The 17,634-nt window shown below is 47.0% G+C and carries 17 protein-coding genes, 1 tRNA gene and 1 pseudogene; 12 read left to right on the top strand and 7 right to left on the bottom strand.

Annotated elements, in window-relative coordinates; all coding sequences use genetic code 11:
• Nucleotides 1–31 precede the first annotated feature (31 nt).
• From phoU to FHS19_RS18815, 6 genes are all read left to right on the top strand, one after another.
• Nucleotides 32–691 (top strand): phosphate signaling complex protein PhoU, encoded by a 660-nt coding sequence (gene phoU, locus FHS19_RS18840; RefSeq protein ID WP_183583382.1) that lies wholly within the window; start codon nt 32–34, stop codon nt 689–691.
• Between the two features lie 179 nt (nt 692–870).
• Nucleotides 871–3,537, top strand: a complete 2,667-nt coding sequence (gene polA, locus FHS19_RS18835) for a DNA polymerase I (protein WP_183583381.1) — start codon at nt 871–873, stop codon at nt 3,535–3,537.
• A 127-nt stretch (nt 3,538–3,664) separates the two neighbouring features.
• On the top strand, nt 3,665–4,498 hold the full coding sequence (mutM, locus tag FHS19_RS18830; RefSeq protein ID WP_183583380.1) for a DNA-formamidopyrimidine glycosylase: 834 nt from the start codon (nt 3,665–3,667) through the stop codon (nt 4,496–4,498).
• Between the two features lie 141 nt (nt 4,499–4,639).
• Nucleotides 4,640–5,392, top strand: a complete 753-nt coding sequence (locus FHS19_RS18825; protein WP_183583379.1) for a manganese efflux pump — start codon at nt 4,640–4,642, stop codon at nt 5,390–5,392.
• Between the two features lie 14 nt (nt 5,393–5,406).
• Nucleotides 5,407–6,003: a dephospho-CoA kinase gene (gene coaE / locus FHS19_RS18820; protein WP_183583378.1), complete on the top strand. Its 597-nt coding sequence runs from the start codon at nt 5,407–5,409 to the stop codon at nt 6,001–6,003.
• A complete protein-coding gene (locus FHS19_RS18815; protein ID WP_076170451.1) occupies nt 6,000–6,563 on the top strand; it encodes a lytic transglycosylase domain-containing protein in 564 nt (187 codons plus the stop codon). Before coaE ends, FHS19_RS18815 begins: the two co-directional genes overlap by 4 nt.
• 91 nt (nt 6,564–6,654) lie before the next feature.
• On the opposite strand, the gene FHS19_RS18810 is transcribed toward FHS19_RS18815, so the two are convergent.
• A complete protein-coding gene (locus FHS19_RS18810) occupies nt 6,655–6,873 on the bottom strand; it encodes an alpha/beta-type small acid-soluble spore protein (protein ID WP_076170450.1) in 219 nt (72 codons plus the stop codon).
• Nucleotides 6,874–7,087: 214 nt separating this feature from the next.
• On the opposite strand from FHS19_RS18810, the gene nrdR reads away from it, so the two are divergent.
• Nucleotides 7,088–7,555: a transcriptional regulator NrdR gene (nrdR, locus tag FHS19_RS18805; RefSeq protein WP_076170449.1), complete on the top strand. Its 468-nt coding sequence runs from the start codon at nt 7,088–7,090 to the stop codon at nt 7,553–7,555.
• A 226-nt stretch (nt 7,556–7,781) separates the two neighbouring features.
• Nucleotides 7,782–7,854, top strand: a tRNA-Ala gene (locus tag FHS19_RS18800).
• A gap of 886 nt (nt 7,855–8,740) precedes the next feature.
• Here the strand turns inward: FHS19_RS18800 and FHS19_RS35735 are convergent.
• From FHS19_RS35735 to FHS19_RS18770, 6 genes and pseudogenes are all read right to left on the bottom strand, one after another.
• A pseudogene (locus FHS19_RS35735) lies at nt 8,741–8,953 on the bottom strand (stalk domain-containing protein); the annotation flags it as partial.
• A gap of 12 nt (nt 8,954–8,965) precedes the next feature.
• Complete coding sequence (locus FHS19_RS18790) at nt 8,966–9,175, bottom strand: hypothetical protein (RefSeq protein WP_183583377.1); 210 nt, start codon at nt 9,173–9,175, stop codon at nt 8,966–8,968.
• Nucleotides 9,176–9,196: 21 nt separating this feature from the next.
• The gene (locus FHS19_RS35335; protein ID WP_312887290.1) at nt 9,197–9,613 is read right to left on the bottom strand and encodes a YrpD family protein; all 417 of its coding nucleotides are present in this window, start codon (nt 9,611–9,613) and stop codon (nt 9,197–9,199) included.
• Nucleotides 9,609–10,289: a YrpD family protein gene (locus tag FHS19_RS35330; RefSeq protein WP_183583376.1), complete on the bottom strand. Its 681-nt coding sequence runs from the start codon at nt 10,287–10,289 to the stop codon at nt 9,609–9,611. Before FHS19_RS35330 ends, FHS19_RS35335 begins: the two co-directional genes overlap by 5 nt.
• Nucleotides 10,290–11,175: 886 nt before the next feature.
• Nucleotides 11,176–11,439, bottom strand: a complete 264-nt coding sequence (locus FHS19_RS18775) for a hypothetical protein (RefSeq protein ID WP_183583375.1) — start codon at nt 11,437–11,439, stop codon at nt 11,176–11,178.
• A gap of 832 nt (nt 11,440–12,271) precedes the next feature.
• Nucleotides 12,272–12,967 (bottom strand): helix-turn-helix transcriptional regulator, encoded by a 696-nt coding sequence (locus FHS19_RS18770; protein WP_183583374.1) that lies wholly within the window; start codon nt 12,965–12,967, stop codon nt 12,272–12,274.
• 697 nt (nt 12,968–13,664) lie between these two features.
• On the opposite strand from FHS19_RS18770, the gene FHS19_RS18765 reads away from it, so the two are divergent.
• Genes FHS19_RS18765 through FHS19_RS18750 form a run of 4 tightly spaced genes read left to right on the top strand, consistent with a single transcriptional unit; the run spans nt 13,665 to nt 17,604 of the window.
• Nucleotides 13,665–14,765, top strand: coding sequence for an SIS domain-containing protein (locus FHS19_RS18765; RefSeq protein WP_183583373.1), 1,101 nt, complete (start codon nt 13,665–13,667; stop codon nt 14,763–14,765).
• A 9-nt stretch (nt 14,766–14,774) separates the two neighbouring features.
• On the top strand, nt 14,775–15,731 hold the full coding sequence (locus tag FHS19_RS18760) for a BadF/BadG/BcrA/BcrD ATPase family protein (RefSeq protein ID WP_183583372.1): 957 nt from the start codon (nt 14,775–14,777) through the stop codon (nt 15,729–15,731).
• Between the two features lie 22 nt (nt 15,732–15,753).
• Nucleotides 15,754–16,701: an ABC transporter permease gene (locus tag FHS19_RS18755; RefSeq protein WP_312887264.1), complete on the top strand. Its 948-nt coding sequence runs from the start codon at nt 15,754–15,756 to the stop codon at nt 16,699–16,701.
• Nucleotides 16,702–16,719: 18 nt separating this feature from the next.
• The gene (locus FHS19_RS18750) at nt 16,720–17,604 is read left to right on the top strand and encodes a carbohydrate ABC transporter permease (protein WP_183583371.1); all 885 of its coding nucleotides are present in this window, start codon (nt 16,720–16,722) and stop codon (nt 17,602–17,604) included.
• Nucleotides 17,605–17,634: the final 30 nt, after the last annotated feature.

Below are 17,634 nucleotides of genomic sequence, written 5' to 3'. Positions count from 1 at the left end.
TTAAATATATCCTAGGGGGAACAGGGCAGCGATGATTCGGAGAAAAGAGTTGGATCAGGATTTAGAGGTACTGCGCTCGTTGCTTCGCCAGATGGGCGAGCATGTAGTTCATGCTTTGGAAGAGGCGGTCGTCAGCCTGAAAACGCTGGATGCTGTGAAGGCACAGCAAATCGTCAAGGATGACGCCAAGCTGAACGCGATGGAAGAGGAAATCATGGACATCGGCTCCCGCCTGATCGTCACCCAGCAGCCGGTAGCCAAGGATCTGCGGAGAATTCTCGTGGCCTTTAAAATTTCGAGCGACCTGGAGCGCATGGGAGACCTTGCCCTGGACGTTGCCAAGGTGACGCTGCGGCTGCAAGGACAGGAGCTGATCAAGCCGCTGATCGATATTCCGCAAATGGCTGATCTGGTGCAAGTGATGATCGAGGAGTCCATTACATCTTACCTGGACGAAAATACCGACCTGGCATATAAAATGGCCAAGGACGACGATCAGGTGGACCAATTCTACAGCCGGATCATCACGGAATTGTACGGCTATATCGCCTCGAATCCCGAAACCCTGTCGCAGGCGCTGCTGCTCACGCTGGTGGCCCGGTACATCGAGCGGATCGCCGATCACGCCACGAATATCGGGGAGAGCACGGTGTATCTCGTCACCGGCCGGCGTCCTGACTTGAATCAATAAAATCATCATACATGAGATCAAGGAGCTGACCCGCACAGGCGGGAAGCTCCTTTTTTGTCTTAAAGGAATTGACAGAAATTACGCTTAGGAGATTTGCGGCAAAACGGCCTAATTTTTTCTCGAAAAGGGGCGCGTATGGTATCATAAATGAAGGACGTTTGATAAAGGGAAGGTGCCCAATGAACAAGCTGATTTTGATAGATGGAAACAGTATTATTTACCGCGCATTTTTCGCGATGCCCCCGCTGACGAACACCAAGGGTCTGCATACGAATGCTGTGTACGGATTTACGAATATGCTTTTGCGTTTGATTGAAGACCATAAGCCGACGCACATGATGGTTGCATTTGACGCCGGGAAAACGACGTTCCGCCACGAAGGCTACCAGGAGTACAAGGGCGGAAGGGAAAAAACGCCGCCAGAGCTGTCGGAACAGTTCCCGCTGCTCAAGGAGCTGCTGCAAAGCTTTGGCATCGCCCAATATGAGTTGAGCGGTTACGAGGCGGACGATATCATCGGGACCGTCTCCCGTATCGCCGAGGAAGAGGGGCAGCAAATTCTCGTCGTGACCGGGGACAAGGATATGCTGCAGCTGGCTTCGGACCATGTTCAGGTGGGCCTGACACGCAAAGGGGTAACGGAAATCGAAACCTACGCACCCGAGCAGATCAAGGAGCGCTACGGACTGACCCCGCTTCAAATCATTGACCTGAAGGGCCTCATGGGGGACCCGTCGGATAATATTCCTGGAATTCCGGGTGTCGGCGAGAAGACGGCGCTCAAGCTGCTGCACCAATTCGGATCGGTCGAGGAAGTACTGGCCAATACGGCCGAGCTGAAGGGGAAGATGAAGGAAAAGATCGAAACCCATTCCGATGACGCGGTTCTCAGCAAGAAGCTGGCGACCATTTACCGCGAGGTGCCGCTGGACAAGTCGTTTAACGAGATGGTATTCCCGGGCTTGAAGGAAGAAACGGCAGGGCCTGCGCTTGCCAAGCTGGAATTCAAATCGCTGCTGGAGCGGTTGTCCTTCCATGCGGACGGAAACACGCACTCGGATGAGGAGCAGGCAAAGGCTGCCGAACGGGAGATTGAGGTCAGCGTCGTTGACGGTGAGAATGCGGACGAGCTGATCGGTGCATTGGACAGCGTGCAGCTTATTCATGTCGAGACCAGCGGGGAGAATCCGCATCACGCCGACGTGATCGGAATCATGTTCTCCGCGGAGCCGAAGCATTACTACGTCCCGTTCGAACAAATGAAAGAGTCTTGGGCGGAGCCGCTGCGGACGTGGCTGGGGAACCCGGATGTTCCGAAACGGGGATATGACCTGCACCGCACCGACCTGGCGCTTCACTGGAAGGGAATTGCGTTTGCCGGGGCGTCGTTTGACGTGCAGCTGGCCGCGTATTTGCTGGATCCGACGGAAGCCAACCAGAATGTCAACGCGCTTGCTTCCAAGTACGGGCTGCCGATACTGGCCGCGGATGAGGACGTATTCGGCAAGGGCGCAAAATACAAGGTGCCGGAGATGGATGTGCTGAGCGGGCACCTGGCCCGGAAAAGCGCTGCGCTGCTGGAGATCATTCCGCTTCAGGAGAAGGAGCTTGCGGACAATGAGATGAGCTCGCTGTTCCATGACCTGGAGATGCCGCTGTCGCGGATTCTTGCGGACATGGAGAAGCAGGGCATCGCGGTCAACAGGGACGATCTGAAGGCGCTCGGAACGGAATTCGAGTCCCAGATCAAGTCGCTGGTCGAGCAGATTTATGACATTGCAGGCACCGAGTTGAATCTGAACTCGCCGAAGCAGCTGGGAGAGATCCTGTTCGTTAAGCTGGGTCTGCCCGTCGTGAAAAAGACCAAAACCGGTTATTCCACCGACGCCGAAGTGCTGGAGAAGCTGGCGCCGTATCACGATATCGTTCGATTGATTTTGCAGTACCGGACCATCGCCAAGCTTCAGTCGACGTATGTGGAAGGCCTGCTGAAGGAAATTTCAGAGGAAACGGGCAAGGTGCACACGTATTACCGCCAGACGATAGCGGCTACAGGACGTCTCAGCAGCCAGTTCCCGAACCTGCAGAACATCCCGATCCGCCTGGAAGAGGGACGGAAAATCCGTAAGGTGTTCGTGCCTTCCGAACCGGGCTGGTACATTCTGGCCGCCGACTACTCCCAGATCGAGCTGCGCGTGCTGGCCCATATCTCGGGGGATGAAGGGCTGAAGGAAGCCTTCCTGCACGATATGGACATCCATACGAAGACGGCGATGGACGTGTTCGGTGTCAAAGCCGAAGACGTTGACGCCAATATGCGCCGGTCCGCCAAAGCGGTTAATTTCGGCATCGTGTATGGCATCAGCGACTATGGCCTGTCCCAGAACCTGAACATTACCCGGAAGGAAGCAGCCCAATTTATCGATCAATACTTCGATGCCTTCCAGGGCGTCCGCAAATATATGGACGATATCGTCAGAGACGCCAAGCGTGACGGCTATGTCACCACGCTGCTGGAGCGCAGACGGTATCTGCCGGAAATCAATGCGAGCAACTTCAATCTGCGGTCTTTCGCCGAGCGGACGGCGATGAACACGCCGATCCAGGGCACCGCCGCCGATATCATCAAGCTGGCTATGGTCCAAATGGATGCGGCGCTGGCGAAAGAGAAGCTGAAGAGCCGTATGCTGCTTCAGGTGCATGACGAATTGGTATTCGAAGTCCCTGAGGACGAGCTGGAGCTCATGAAAAAATTGGTACCGGAGACGATGGAGCATGCGCTGGCCCTGTCCGTACCGCTCAAAGCGGAAGTGAGCTACGGAGTCAATTGGTATGAGGCGAAATAAAGGGCTGCGTAAACTCCCGTATTCAGATTTTACGGGGTCCCCCCGGAGTACCTAAGCAGGCTTTGAAGAAAAAGAGCCGCTTTGTGGGGTTGTCTTACGCTATAATGGAGGTTGAGGTGAAGTCATCATGCCGGAATTGCCGGAAGTCGAAACAGTCAAAAGAACACTCAATCAGCTCGTGAAGGGCAAGGTGATTGACCGCGTTAGTGTCCATTTGGCGCGGATCATTCAGCGCCCGGATGATATAGATCACTTTGCATGGATGCTGGCCGGACACACCATTGAAGGTGTGGAGCGGCGCGGTAAATTTTTGCGGATTCTGCTGGACGGGCTCGTGCTCGTCTCCCATTTGCGGATGGAGGGACGATACGGGGTGTACCTGAGCAGTGATCCAGTGGAAAAGCATACGCATGTCATTTTCCACTTTAACGACGGCACCGAGCTGCGGTACAAGGATGTGCGGCAGTTCGGAACGATGCATCTGTTTCAGCCCGGAGAGGAATTTCAGCTTCCTCCGCTCTCCAAGCTGGGATTGGAGCCGCTGGATCCGGCGTTTACGCTGGAGCGATTCAAAGAGACGCTGACGGGGAAGAAGACCAAAATCAAGGCTGTCCTGCTCAACCAGGCATATATCGTCGGCATCGGGAATATTTATGTGGATGAGTCGCTGTTTCGGGCGGGCATTCACCCTGAGCAGCCGGCCGATACGCTGACGGATGAACAGCTCGAAGCGCTCCATCAGGCGATCGTAGCCACGCTTGCCGAGTCGGTAGAAGTGGGAGGATCGTCCATCAAATCTTATGTCAATGGACAAGGCGAGATGGGCATGTTCCAGCACCAGCTGAAGATTTACGGCCGGCAGAACCAGCCGTGCGTAAATTGCGGTACCGCCGTGGAGAAAACGGTCGTTGGCGGGCGCGGAACCCATTTCTGCCCATCCTGCCAAACCTTGAAATCATAACAATTAGAACTGGGCGTGCACCCCTTTTTTGTACCTCCATATACTGAGATAGAGATATCTTCTGAAGCGGGGCTTCCGAATGCCTGATCCGTACTGCAGGCTTTTTCGGGGCACCGCTCCTGTCACAGGGAGGGAACCGGGGTGCTCAGTCATGTTCTTGCACTGCTGCTGCTTGCGTTAGCATTAAGTTTGGACAGTTTTGGTGTCGGCATTACATACGGCCTTCGTCAAATGAGGATTTCGCCGTTATCGATAGCGATAATTTCTTTATGCTCCGGGGTCATCATCTATGTGTCCATGCAGGTCGGCGTACTGCTGGCCCAATTCGTATCCCCTTCGATCGCCTCCATCATTGGAGCGGTCATCCTGATCATTATGGGTTCGTGGTCGTTGGTACAGATGTGGATCCAGAAGGAAAAGAGCGGGGAAGGCAAAGACGTAGAGGTCGCCAGGGAAGCTAAAGACGCGCATACCAGCGGGATGGAAGGTCATAGCTTGCAAAGCTCCGGTAGAGAAGGTACACTGGACCCTGCCCAGCATGAAGCACCTGAACAGACGGTGTTTTCGCTGGAAATCCGGAAGCTGGGCGTCGTGATCCGCATTTTGCGGACGCCGTCTTCCGCGGATATGGATAAGTCGGGCAGCATCTCCGGATGGGAGGCCATGTGGCTTGGCATAGCTTTGTCCCTGGATGCGTTCGGTGCGGGTCTAGGTGCAGCACTGCTCGGCTTTTCGCCGCTGCTGACCGCCGTCGTGATCGCGCTCTTCAGCGGCACCTTTTTGGTCGTCGGAATGAAGACGGGACTGCGCTTTGCGTCCCGAACGTGGATGCGCCGTTTTACGGTGCTGCCGGCAATATTATTAATTGTAATGGGAATAATGAAGCTGTTATGAGGTGAGTTAAGGATATGAACATCGGGTTAACCGGAGGAATAGCGACAGGAAAAAGCACCGTATCCGCCCTCTTAGTCAGCAAGGGGGCGCTGCTTGTTGACGCCGACGTCATCGCCCGGGAAGTCATGCTCCCGGGTCATCCGGTTTTGGCGGCGGCCGTTGAGCATTTTGGACAAGCCATTCTCCTTCCGGACGGAACGCTGGACCGCAGACGCCTGGGGGATATCGTGTTTCACGATCCCGCCGAGCGCAAAGCTTTGAACGAGATTACGCATCCTGCGATCCGCCAGGAGATTCGGGAGCAGATGCAGACTTTTGAACGGGAGCACCCGGACCGCCTGGTGGTGGTGGACATCCCTCTCCTGTTTGAGTCGGGTCTGGAAGCGATGTTTGAGCAGGTTTTGCTGGTCTATGCCCCGTTTGAGGTTCAGGTGGAACGCCTGATGGAGAGAAACCGGCTGACGAGGGACGAAGCGGTCGCGCGAATTCGTTCCCAAATGGATATTGAAGAGAAGAAGAAGCGGGCCGATGCTGTGATCGATAACAGTGGACAACCTTCCGAGACTGAGCGCCAAGTGGATGAGTTTTGGAACCGGAAGGGCCTGCTATGAAGTTTTTACGCAAAAAAAGAGTGCTTCTTCTGTTGTTTTTAGGATTTGTCGTCATCCTGTTTTTTAATACGAACTGGATGTCGTGGTTTTACCCGATTCATTATAAAGAGAACATTCGCGAGCAGGCTGAGCGTTATGACGTCGATCCGTTCCTGGTGGCTTCGATTATCCGGGTGGAATCCAATTACAAGCTGGGCAAAGAGTCCAAGAAGGGGGCTCTCGGCTTGATGCAGTTGATGCCGGATACAGCCAATTGGGCGATGGAAAAGGCCAAGCTTCCCGAGGTAACTCTTGACCATATTAAGCATGAGCCGGAGGCCAGCATCGAAATCGGCACCTGGTATCTTAAAACGCTGTCGGAGCAGTTTAAAGGAAACCGGATTGCCGTGATCGCCGCATACAACGCGGGGCCTGGTAAAGTGGACGGATGGCTGAAAAGAGGCGTATGGGACGGGACCTACGATTCGGTCAAAAATATTCCCATCGGGGAAACCCGGCACTACGTTCAGCGGGTCATTTATTACTACAATCAGTACACGCGGATATACAGCGAGTTTTAAAGGGAGTACTGTTCTGTCGCTAAACATAACAAAAGAAGCATTGGAGAAGCTAGGTTAGCGTCTCCAACACTTCTTCGGGTATCAAACCGAATTAGAATTGACCAGCCAGTTGTTGTTCAGCCAGGGTCACCAAACGTTTAGTGATAAGTCCCCCGATCGAACCGTTCTCATATGCAGTCATGTTGCCTTGGTATCCGTCTTGTGGGATGCTGATACCCAGTTCTTGAGCGACTTCATATTTCAATTGGTTCAGGGCTGCGGTAGCTTTAGGTACTACCAGGTTGTTGGAGCTGTTGTTGTTGGAAGCCATTGTTGTTCACCTCCTCGCTGTTTGTAAATGTATTATGTCTCGAAGCTCAAAAGTTCATTACTCTTTTTGAAAAGTTTTTATTGGAAATTTAATACATTTCGGCGAGGCGGCAAGACAAACCCTTACGGGGTAAGGGGCTGTGGTATTCGGTCCCTGTGAATGTTCTTGATTTTGTTCTATATACACCGTGATTTGCAAAGGAAGGGAGTTTACCATGAAATGTCCGTACTGTGATTATGCCGGCACGAAAGTGCTGGACTCACGGCCCGCCAACGAAAATAAATCGATCCGCCGCAGGCGTGAGTGCGAGAAGTGCAGCCGGCGCTTTACCACATTTGAGATGGTGGAGGAAACGCCGCTGATGGTCATCAAGAAGGATGGAAGCCGGGAAGAGTTCAGCCGGGATAAAATCCTGCGCGGCCTAATTCGCGCCTGCGAGAAGCGCCCGGTATCCGTGGAGCAGCTCGACATGATCGTCTCCGAGGTGGAGAAGTCGCTGCGCAACACCGCCGTCGCGGAGGTGGAGAGCCGCCAGATCGGCGAGCTGGTGATGGAGCAGCTGTATCCCGTGGACGAGGTGGCTTATGTCCGTTTTGCGTCGGTTTACCGCCAATTTAAAGATATCAACATGTTCATGAAAGAGCTGAAGGGGCTGCTGTCCAAAAATACGGTGGAGGATTAACCGTAAATTAGGAATGCTGCGTGGACGTTAGTCTCTGTGCATGAACGCCATCTTAAAGGCAAAAGAGCCTTCCAGGGCTCTTTTGTTTTGGCGATGGTCACGAATGCAGAAAGATGAGGCTTGCCTAAGCACCGGAAACTTTTTTGATTTTTTTGTTGACACATGCATAAATCTTTGATAAATTATAAGAGTCGCTGATACATAATAAATCAGTAGAAAATAATAAGGGGCCTTAGCTCAGCTGGGAGAGCGCATCGCTGGCAGCGATGAGGTCAGGGGTTCGATCCCCCTAGGCTCCATAAGAAGAAAACCCTTGGGAATCAAGGGTTTTTTTGTTTTTCTAATCTTCAGTTCGGTTAATAAAATTTGCAGTTGGGGACGAAGTGGGGACGAATTAGGACAAATGTTCATTATGACCTCTTTAATTTCCCTTAAGGTTACAAAACTAAAAAGCGCTCGAATTAAGCGCTTAGAATCTTGGGATAAAGTAACTTATTGGAATAACTAATTTTATCAATTTTTGGGTCACTACCTTCGTGAGAAATAATTGTATTAAAAGCATCTGCAGCATCCTCTTGCTGCAACAAATATAAAAGGGGAAACAAAATGGAAAAGAAAAAGCGTACCTTTAAAAAGGTACTTAATGCTATCCTTGCTGGCTCATTAGCCACACGGATCTAGGGGTTGCACCGCAGGAAAGTACTGAAACACAGGCGATTCAACAATCATAGAGTGTGCACCGCACCAGAATGAGAGGAAAGAAATCAATGAATTACGAACGGAGAAAAAAAGGTTTCCTGAATGAGGATGATACAACACAAATCGCTGAAACACCAATTCACTATAAGGATAAAGACAAGAATGAGGGCTGCCTATTAAGAACACACTGAAATCGAATAATCAGATAGTGCCTTCCCTAAACAGACGGCTACGGATAAAACATTAGGTGCTGGTCTTTATAAAGATTCCACCCAGTCGAATTAACCCTCTCCCAATGTGGACACTATCGGCTTTAAGCCTATTGGCTTTAGTCCAATGCGGCGGAACGGGCCAGACCGGCTGCAGTGGTATAGGAAGGTTTTATTTCCGAATAAAAAAAAGAGTACGTCACTCTACATGGAACTGATATTAAAGTCATCAAAAAAGTTGTCCCGTTTCGGGAACCTCTTTAAATTTGTAAACTTATTACGGTAATGTAATGCGAATTTCAGCGTCATTAGCGGAAAGTTTTTCCCACGTAACGCTTCCACCGGCGTTTTCAATGATGAATCGCAAGTTTACATAAAAAACATTATTCTCAATTCCTGGAGTTTGATTTAAGTGTACCTTTTTTCCATTCACATAACCATCCAGTGAACCAGCATGTAATTTAATCTCAATGCCCTCTTTTGTTGCGGTTACGGTTTTCGTTTAGTCATCAAACGAAACATTCATTCCAACCAAATCAAATACTGGTCTAAATGGAACCATTGTTGAACCACTAGGTGGAACTACACCATTTAATGCAGATTTTTGACCATTCACATAGATACTAGGATGCTCTAAAGAGGAGGAGGAGTCAGCCATACCAGATCCAATAACAGTAGCAGCTAGCAGGGAGGCAATCAGTACTTTTTTCAAGAGTTTTCCTCCTTAAATGTCTTAGAAAGTATATAACGATGAATTAACATCTATCGTTGCAGTATTTGAAGAGTCTCGCGTCACAAGCGCATGATCCTGCTGCGGGGTAAGGAAATAAGAAGAAGGAACTGCGATCCCGTCCACTTTAATCGATGAATAGACAGCTTTATTGAGACCAGTATTGTTCGATGAAACGACAGTAGACAGTAATTTAAAATCATCAATTTTTGTAATATTCCAAGCGGCATTCGATTCCATAATGGTCGTATTGGAATAATCCCCTGATACATTACAAGCCATATCCTGGCAAATAGTTGTTCCCGTAAGCTTCATCCGCACTTTCCCATTATAATTGTAATAAGTATAAATCGTTGTAGATGTACCTGGTTTGAAACCGTTATGGTATTGCGCTTGGTTATAGGTTGAGTCAAAATTAATTTGATAAGGCAGTCCAAGTATCAGCGCCTGTTTTTTGCTTTAGGGTAAGGATAGGTTTCCAACCACTTGCTGTTCCACTGAATCCGAGGTTCTGGTAATATTGCAATCCCATATCTGATTGCCAGGAGCCAATTCCGGAGTTAGCTGTATTTGTATACTCGAACCCAGCGTAGTTATACGGACTGTGACTTGAAGAAACATCGGAAACTTGGGATGACCCTGTTGGTAATTTTAATACTGTACTCAAATAACTTCCGACACTTCCTACTTTCGAGATCTTTTGCTTTCCTCCAACTCCGTCATCGATGAAATCCGTTTGTCCGGAGGTGGCCATCGCGGAAAGGGTTTGCGCTGGGGTGGTTGCATCGGAAACGACTAATTCCCCATCTGGTGAAGCTGGCGTTTCTTCATACGTGTAGATCTGCTGATCGTCAAATAAGATGTAATCAAAAGTTTCGCTGTTGCTTTTTGTCTTTTCTTCCTTAACTGCAGCTTTTGCTTTGGAAACGACATCCTTTAAATTCACGTCGGCCACTTTTATTTTTTCGGAGTGGAATACCTTTACCTTTTTACCATCTGCAGCAGTTAATGTTTCAGACGATACAGGCTCTGCGAATGTTGCAGTAGGCACTAGTAGCAGGCTGAGAATTGAGGTTGCGAGAATGGATGAGTCCAATAGTTTCCTGTAGATGATGAATTCTCCTTTTATGTATGTAATAACTAACATATATAAGTTTACATTTCTGCGAAAGGAGCCTCTAGCGGTAAAATATTACAGTTTCTTAGGTTGGGTTTTAGTACAGTACATAGTCGCTGCTCTCGTTTTTTATTTCCCACATATAATAGAAGGTCATGGAAGTTATATTTTCGATTATGTATTTTTGTTCAGATTAATCACGAGGTTTCAGTAAAAGGGCCACAAACTATTATTGGAAAAATAGTTTGTAGCCCTTGGTAAAGTGGTGGTGAACCTTATCTAAAAATAAGAATCACCGGAAAGAGTGTTGTTAGAAGCAACGATGTCTTCTGCGTTTTTCACACTTAACCAATACCTTTTGCCCAGGTTTGAGGACGATAACTATAGGCTTCTTATGACGACGATGTTTCATGAAACATCCTCCCTTCGAAGAAGATAATTCAGTATATTCAAGTAGCGAGAAATGAATTGGACTAAGAAGCAATGAAAATTACTCATTTTTGCCTACTGCTAAAAATTCCGCATTATTCTGTTCAAAAAAACCCATAAATTTCAACGTATTGCTATGCTTTCGGTTCCCTCAAGGATCTTCCTCCTGATGCTGTCTGATGATCCATGCCTGAAAAACAAAAGTGTCTCTTTATGTGAGTAACGCCGAATATATCTGTATTCAATCGCCTTCTTTGCATCAGGATCTTAAATTAATGTGTACACTCTCCTTATGATCTTTTCCGGTGCACCATCACGGAGAAGACTGGACTGTGAACTCGAACCAATTCCGCCGGGTTCAAATTTCATTGAATTCATAACAACTACCCTTTCCCCAAAATAAAAAGCCACTCGAATGAGTGACTTCAAAACAATATCATAGCGATTCCTTTAGACATCCCCACATCCCCAAGAACAACTCCTCCTCATCATCGGGGACTACTACCTTTCCGTCAGATGATCGCTCTCCTTTCGGAACGAAGATAGACACTCCAACTCCCATTGATCCTAACAAGTCGATCATGTCAGTCGTTGTTAGAAAAGGCTCACCTTCATGGTTCTTGTCCCACCATTTCTGTACACGATCCATTTGGTCATGATTCAATTCCTGTAGCCGTTCAACAGTCAATCTCAGTTCCATGGATAATCCCTCCTCTCAGTACAGTAGCATTATCCCACATCAAACCGCCTTAGTGCAGCATGCAGAAGCAATGATATTCCCATTATTGCTCTTCGGTCGCTTCTCGAAGTGATCCTTCACCTCAGCCTTCCATTCTTCATGGGTAAATTCGTATTCCTTCAACTTTTTTCGATCTGTTCATGGATCGTCTGGTATTGCTCTACAGTGATTCTCATGTGTCCTTTGTTCTTCTTCTGTCTAATGCACATGAAAAAGTAGAGCTGGCCGCCATTTTTGAAAAGGTAAGCTTACTAGAGATGGATTTTTGGCACATGGCCTATAGTGAGCATACGGAGATCTACCTAAGTAACAATGAGGACTCAGGCGTTCCTAACAATTGAGCATTAGCTTATTAAACTAACGAGGAGCGTTAGTTTAATAAGAAAAATTGAAGCTGCGTAAAACCTTCAATCTCTTCCGGAGAGGAGAAGGTTTTTTTGTTAGATACTTCTTTCTTCATAAAGGTATTTCTTTGCTTTAATAAATGTCTCTCTTATTAAAGCATGCTTTTTGGTGATTTTGGAACAGAAAACAGTAAAGAGGGTATATAAATGAAAGATCGGATATGGCTTGGTTTAGGTTTACCCCAGCCAGAACGTCAACAGTTATCCTTGGTCATATGCCTCAATCTTCCGTTATATGCTTTGAGGCTGCAAATAACTATTTATACTTTCCAATCCAGTGGGTAATATGCTTCCGACCGGCTATCTTGTATTTGTCGGGTCTATTGTATAGGAGCGAATCAACTGGGTAATAAGAAGTTTATGGCAGTTTGCCATATTCTTCATCGTTTCTATTTCGCATTTTCTAATAGAGAAAAGAACCCTGTATTCTCAATGGTTTCCAGCAGCATTACAACACTCTTTTTGTCAAATTTCCTTAGAAGATTTGAAATATGGGTCTTCAAAGTCGTCATCTCAGTAAAACGGACTTCAGCTATTTCCTCATACTTCATGCCGGATCGCAACAAGTGTAGTATTTCCATTTCTGAGGGGGTGAGTTTCAGAATTACCTGAACAGTATATGCAAGGTTCTCTTGGACGTTTTTCAATTGGATATATTCCTTCCTCAAATACTCCGCGGCTTCTGGGTGTATGTAAGAGCGGTTTTGCGCAGCACGTATTATGGTGTCGAGTAAGTCGGATTCAGAGACGCCTTTTATGAGGTAGTCGGACGCCCCGAATAGAAATGCATTGGAGATGAAATAGTCGGTATTCTGGACAGTATAGATGATAACTTTGGTATTTGGCCGCAGTTTGATTATCTCGCGCATTGCGTAAAGCCCCGCGAGTCTAGACTCTATTTCAATATCCATTACTGCTACGTCAGGAGCGTTATTGGCGGCGAAAGCTACCGCCTCATACCCGCTACCAACGGAACCAACCAAAACAATAGCCGGATTGTTAGCCATAATGCGCGTTAGCTTATTCCGTGTTTGTTCCGAGCCATCAACAATTAGAACTTTTATAGGGTTAACAATCGTCTTCATAACATCACCTTCCGGACGAATGCTCCAAAATATATTCTGTGAATTAATTTCACAAATAAATACCTTGAGTAGCTTGAGTTTTTTTAGACACGAAAAAGAGGTGTATCCCCTAAATTTTGAAAGTGTTTGGTTACGTCGAGATGAAAGGGAGAAACACTAATTTTGGAAGTGCTTTCAAAAAAAGTTTGTGTGGTAAGCCCGACTGAAAAACAAAAACCCAACCTGTCTGTCTGCAAGGAAGATCCTAGCTTTCGCTACGATAACCTCGATCCAAAGCACGAAATGTCCAACTACACATCATCCAAAGATTTTGCTGTTTGCCCCTTACTTAGCAACTTTCGTCATTGTTTGAAGCTAGCTAAAGTCGATCTTCAATAAAGATCATTATGAAATTGATTCTATTCTATTTAATATCGATTCAATAAGTCTAGTCTTATTCAATGATACAAGTGATTATAAAAGTTCATACTTGACAAATGTAAAATGGTACAAATTATTTTATTTTAATGTGTTAAGTTTGCCTTAATGCCACAAAAAACATATTCATCAATCATCAATTTATTAAAATTTAAGCCAGCGAAAAACTTAAAAGTTCTGATAGATAAAGGTCTGATTGCAAGTTTTTTCATCCTTTACAATAAAATCGGTTGAAAATAATATGAAACCATTAAATCAACCAATCGAAAGGACGATTCTTATGGAACAGGCAATGCGGCAGTATCATGATATGTTGCAGGAGATGTACAGATATTATCGCAGCCAGCCTTCATGTATGGAGGAACTGCTTTCTAAAAGAAAGGATATAGTCGGGGGTTTTGCTCGTTTTTATAACGAACAGAAACCGGATCGAATTTATCTTTTTGGAAGCGGTTCCAGCTTGAATGCTTGCAAAGCGGCAAGAGAATATATGGAAACGATCCTGGGGGTGGAAATAACCTGCGCGCCTCCGAGCAATCAGCCAATCATCCGAGGTGCGCGCCCGCTTGTTCTGGCAATCTCTCAGGGCGGCAAGTCGTCTAACACCGTGGCTTTACTGGAACAACTACGAGACGGAGTCCCGACGGTATCGTTTACAGCTGGCGTGGACAATCCCGTTGCGCGTATGGCGGATATTTCTGTAGATATCTCGGTGGGCGACGAAACTGTGGGTCCCAAAACTAGAGGTGTTACGGGAACGGTGCTTTGCTTATACCTTGCCACGCTCGAAGCTGCGCTGCTATGTGGGAATTTAAGTGAGGCGGGGTATGGCGAAGAAATTGGACTGCTGAAAAAAACAATAGGATATGGCGAGCAAAACCTGAAGGTGTGCGAGGAGTTTTACCGTGCTCATTTGGACGATCTGAAAACAGCTCGTCATTTCCTGTTTGTGGGTAAGGGACCTGCGGCGGCCGTGGGTGAGGAAGACGCGCTAAAAGTGTTGGAAACCCTTTGCTTACCCAGCGCCGGATATGAGTTTGAGGAGTTTTTGCATGGCCCGCCTATTTGTATCAATGAGGAAACCGCCTTATTCCTCTTTAATTCTGGTGACAAAGACAGCATCCGGATGCAAAAAATGGCAGACATCACTCGCAAGGCCAGCAAAAACAGCTACATTATTGATCGAACCGGTTCTATGCAGGGTGATAATATACTTCGATTGAACGCGGGAGACAGTAAATTCATGTCTCCATTCGTGGATATTTACTTTGGACAGCTTATATCGTCGCTACTAACCCAGGAACTGGGGATAGTCCGCCACCCTGCCATACGTTCAATAACTTCTGATATGAATACTAAGACGTCGGATTCGGGGAAGTGATGGGACTGTATGAAATATGTACTCGGCGTAGACGATGGAATGACAAAGTATGTAATTAAAGCTATGGATTTGGAAGGGAGGACACTGGCCGAAAAGTCGAGACGAGCAATCAACCGCAAAATTGTAGGAGAAAAGAAGGCTGAACGCTTAGTATCCGAAGTGACCAAAGCACTATTAAATGATTTCGACGCTAAAATAGAAGATTGCAAATGCGTTGTCGTCGGCTCGGTGGGCATTGATTCGTCCGGAGACCTATTAGTCGTAGAGAGTTTTTACGCGGCACTGGGTTTTCCTTGTCCCATCTTCTGTATGAATGACGGAAAAGTAGCGCTATACGGGGCAACGGGAGGCGTCGGCATCGTGGCAATTTCAAGCGCGGGTTCTATTGTAGTCGGTCGGAATGAAACGGGAAAAATAACGCGCTCAGGAGGGTATCCCCTCACCATCATGGGCAATGAAGGCTCTGCGCAGTGGCTCGCTGTTATGGCCCTTAAGCATATGTCAAGGTGGATAGATGAAAGTGTTCCCACTACAAAATTGGTTATGAATATGATCGAACACTTCCACGGCTTTGACTCTAACAAACTGATTAAGTGTGCAAACAGCCTCCGACGCAATCTGATTAAGCCGGAAATGGCCTCTCTGGTATATAGCGCGGCAATCGATGGCGATGAGGCTGCCGTTGATATTTTGCACAAAGGTGCTAGGGAACTCGTCAATCTTTCATGGGAAGTGGTTCAGAAGCTGGGATTTGAAAAAGGATCCGCTTTTGTGTGTGGAATGTGGGGTAGCGTATTTCATGACTCAGCGATCTTTGCGGATGAGTACAGGCGGCTCTTCTTGCAGGAATACCCTAATTCCAGCCTGGTACGTCCAAAAGTTGACGGAGCGGACAGCGCGGCGCAGATGGCTTTGGATTGTTTAGGTGGTGAAATACCGTTTATTACTGAGCTTGAGGAAAAATAACCAATAGGAGGAGTCTAGAGTATTGATCACCTCACTTACGGAAAGAACGCAAACGAAAAAATTCAGAAACCTCTTGATATCTATTTGGAAATACAGGATGGTTTACACCTTATTGGCTCCGGGTTTTATCTGGTATATCATTTTTGTTTACGGACCCATGGGTGGACTTACGTTAGCTTTTAAAACCTATACGGCGAAAGGCGGAATATGGGGCAGCCCGTGGGTTGGCATGGAGAACTTCAAATATATATTTGTGGATCAGGCGTTTATACATTCGGTAGTTCGTACCTTGGAAATCAACTTGGGAAGAATGGTCTTTCAGTTCCCCATGGCAATTGTGATTGCCCTTATTTTAAATGAAGTGATTTTCCTAAGGTTGAAAAAAAGCTTGCAAACGATACTCACGTTTCCGCATTTTTTATCATGGGTGGTACTATCAAGCGTCCTGATTACTATTTTGTCTTACGATGGGTTTGTTAACGGCATGATTAAGGCTTTTGGCCTTAAATCTTTTAATTTTTTAGGAAATGAACCCATTTTTGTCCCCTTGCTGTACATTACTGAGATCTGGAAGAGTTCAGGTTGGGGAGCAATCATCTACCTGGCGGCTATATCTGGCATTGATTCAGAGCAATACGAGGCCGCGGCCATTGATGGGGTAAACCGGTTTCAAAGAATGTTCCACATTACTGTGCCCGGTATTATGCCCACGATCATTGTTATGTTTATCCTCACGATGGGCGGTCTGATGTCCACAGGCTTTGATCAGATTTTCAATCTGAGCAATGACGCGGTACGCGACGTAGCTGAAACCTTGGATATGTATATTTATAAAATCTCATTCCAAAGTGCGCCGGATTTTTCTTACTCAACGGCGGTAAGCCTTTTCCGTTCCGTCATTAATATGGTACTTTTATTGGCTGCTGACCGCATCGCAAAGCTGATGGGTAAAGATGGCTTAATGGGCTAGAAAGGAGGCGAGGGTCATATGAAATCAACGAAAAGCTTGAAAAGAAGGACGATAGGCGATTATGTTATTCCAGCTATTCTGATTATATGGGGATTATTAGTTTTGTTTCCGTTTTTAAGCGTTGTCGTAATTTCGTTTACATCAGAGACCGAATACATTAAAACCCCGTTGCTACTCTTCCCCAAGGAACCGACGCTTGAATCGTATAAACGGATATTTGAGGACGGGCGCATCGCGAGCGGTTATTTTACTACATTTAAACTCCTGGTAATGTCTTTGCCGCTAAGTTTATTTCTTACCACAAGTTTTGCTTATGGGATGAGTCGCAAAAATTTTCCCGGGCGCAAATTCATCTTTTACTTTGTGTTGCTCGCTATGATTTTTGACGGCGGAATCATCCCATTGTATATGCTAATGAAGGATCTGCACCTGGTGCCCAATAATTTATGGGCTGTTGTTCTGGCAAATACAGTGAGTACCTTTTACATGATTCTCATGCACAATTTTTTCAAAGCCCTGCCTGATTCGCTTATGGAATCAGCGAGGATAGACGGAGCGGGGGAATGGCGGATTCTTGCCAATATTGTTTTGCCGCTGTCCGCGCCCGTACTTGCCACCATAACCTTGTTCTACACAGTGGACCGCTGGAATGAATGGTTCAACCCTATGATTTTTCTTCAAAAAGGAGATCTTCAACCGCTGCAGCTGGTGCTGCGAAGCATTGTAATCGATGCGCAAATGGATATGGTGAAAACCGGCGGGAACACGATCGAGCTGGCGTCAAATTTCGCTATGGGAGTAAAAACAGCCGCTATCATATGTACCATGCTTCCGGTTATGCTGTTCTTCCCGTTCCTGCAAAAATACTTTGTGAAAGGCATTATGGTCGGCGCGGTAAAATAACAATTTTACGCGGATTGATAATATATAAAA

The organism is Paenibacillus rhizosphaerae, from assembly GCF_014192015.1.
In the GTDB taxonomy this organism is placed as follows: domain Bacteria; phylum Bacillota; class Bacilli; order Paenibacillales; family Paenibacillaceae; genus Paenibacillus_AQ; species Paenibacillus_AQ rhizosphaerae.
Note: the sequence above shows the minus strand (reverse complement) of the source record. Positions and strands in the feature narration are given on the sequence as shown.

What these genes read in the sequence shown, in the direction of transcription:
- polA (WP_183583381.1), top strand. Translation starts at nt 871, where the DNA reads ATGAACAAGCTGATTTTGATAGATGGAAACAGTATTATTTACCGCGCA.
- coaE (WP_183583378.1), top strand. Translation starts at nt 5,407, where the DNA reads ATGAACATCGGGTTAACCGGAGGAATAGCGACAGGAAAAAGCACCGTA.
- FHS19_RS18770 (WP_183583374.1), bottom strand. Translation starts at nt 12,967, where the DNA reads ATGAAGACGATTGTTAACCCTATAAAAGTTCTAATTGTTGATGGCTCG.
- FHS19_RS18815 (WP_076170451.1), top strand. Translation starts at nt 6,000, where the DNA reads ATGAAGTTTTTACGCAAAAAAAGAGTGCTTCTTCTGTTGTTTTTAGGA.
- FHS19_RS18760 (WP_183583372.1), top strand. Translation starts at nt 14,775, where the DNA reads ATGAAATATGTACTCGGCGTAGACGATGGAATGACAAAGTATGTAATT.
- FHS19_RS18765 (WP_183583373.1), top strand. Translation starts at nt 13,665, where the DNA reads ATGGAACAGGCAATGCGGCAGTATCATGATATGTTGCAGGAGATGTAC.
- phoU (WP_183583382.1), top strand. Translation starts at nt 32, where the DNA reads ATGATTCGGAGAAAAGAGTTGGATCAGGATTTAGAGGTACTGCGCTCG.
- nrdR (WP_076170449.1), top strand. Translation starts at nt 7,088, where the DNA reads ATGAAATGTCCGTACTGTGATTATGCCGGCACGAAAGTGCTGGACTCA.
- FHS19_RS18810 (WP_076170450.1), bottom strand. Translation starts at nt 6,873, where the DNA reads ATGGCTTCCAACAACAACAGCTCCAACAACCTGGTAGTACCTAAAGCT.
- mutM (WP_183583380.1), top strand. Translation starts at nt 3,665, where the DNA reads ATGCCGGAATTGCCGGAAGTCGAAACAGTCAAAAGAACACTCAATCAG.
- FHS19_RS18775 (WP_183583375.1), bottom strand. Translation starts at nt 11,439, where the DNA reads ATGGAACTGAGATTGACTGTTGAACGGCTACAGGAATTGAATCATGAC.
- FHS19_RS18750 (WP_183583371.1), top strand. Translation starts at nt 16,720, where the DNA reads ATGAAATCAACGAAAAGCTTGAAAAGAAGGACGATAGGCGATTATGTT.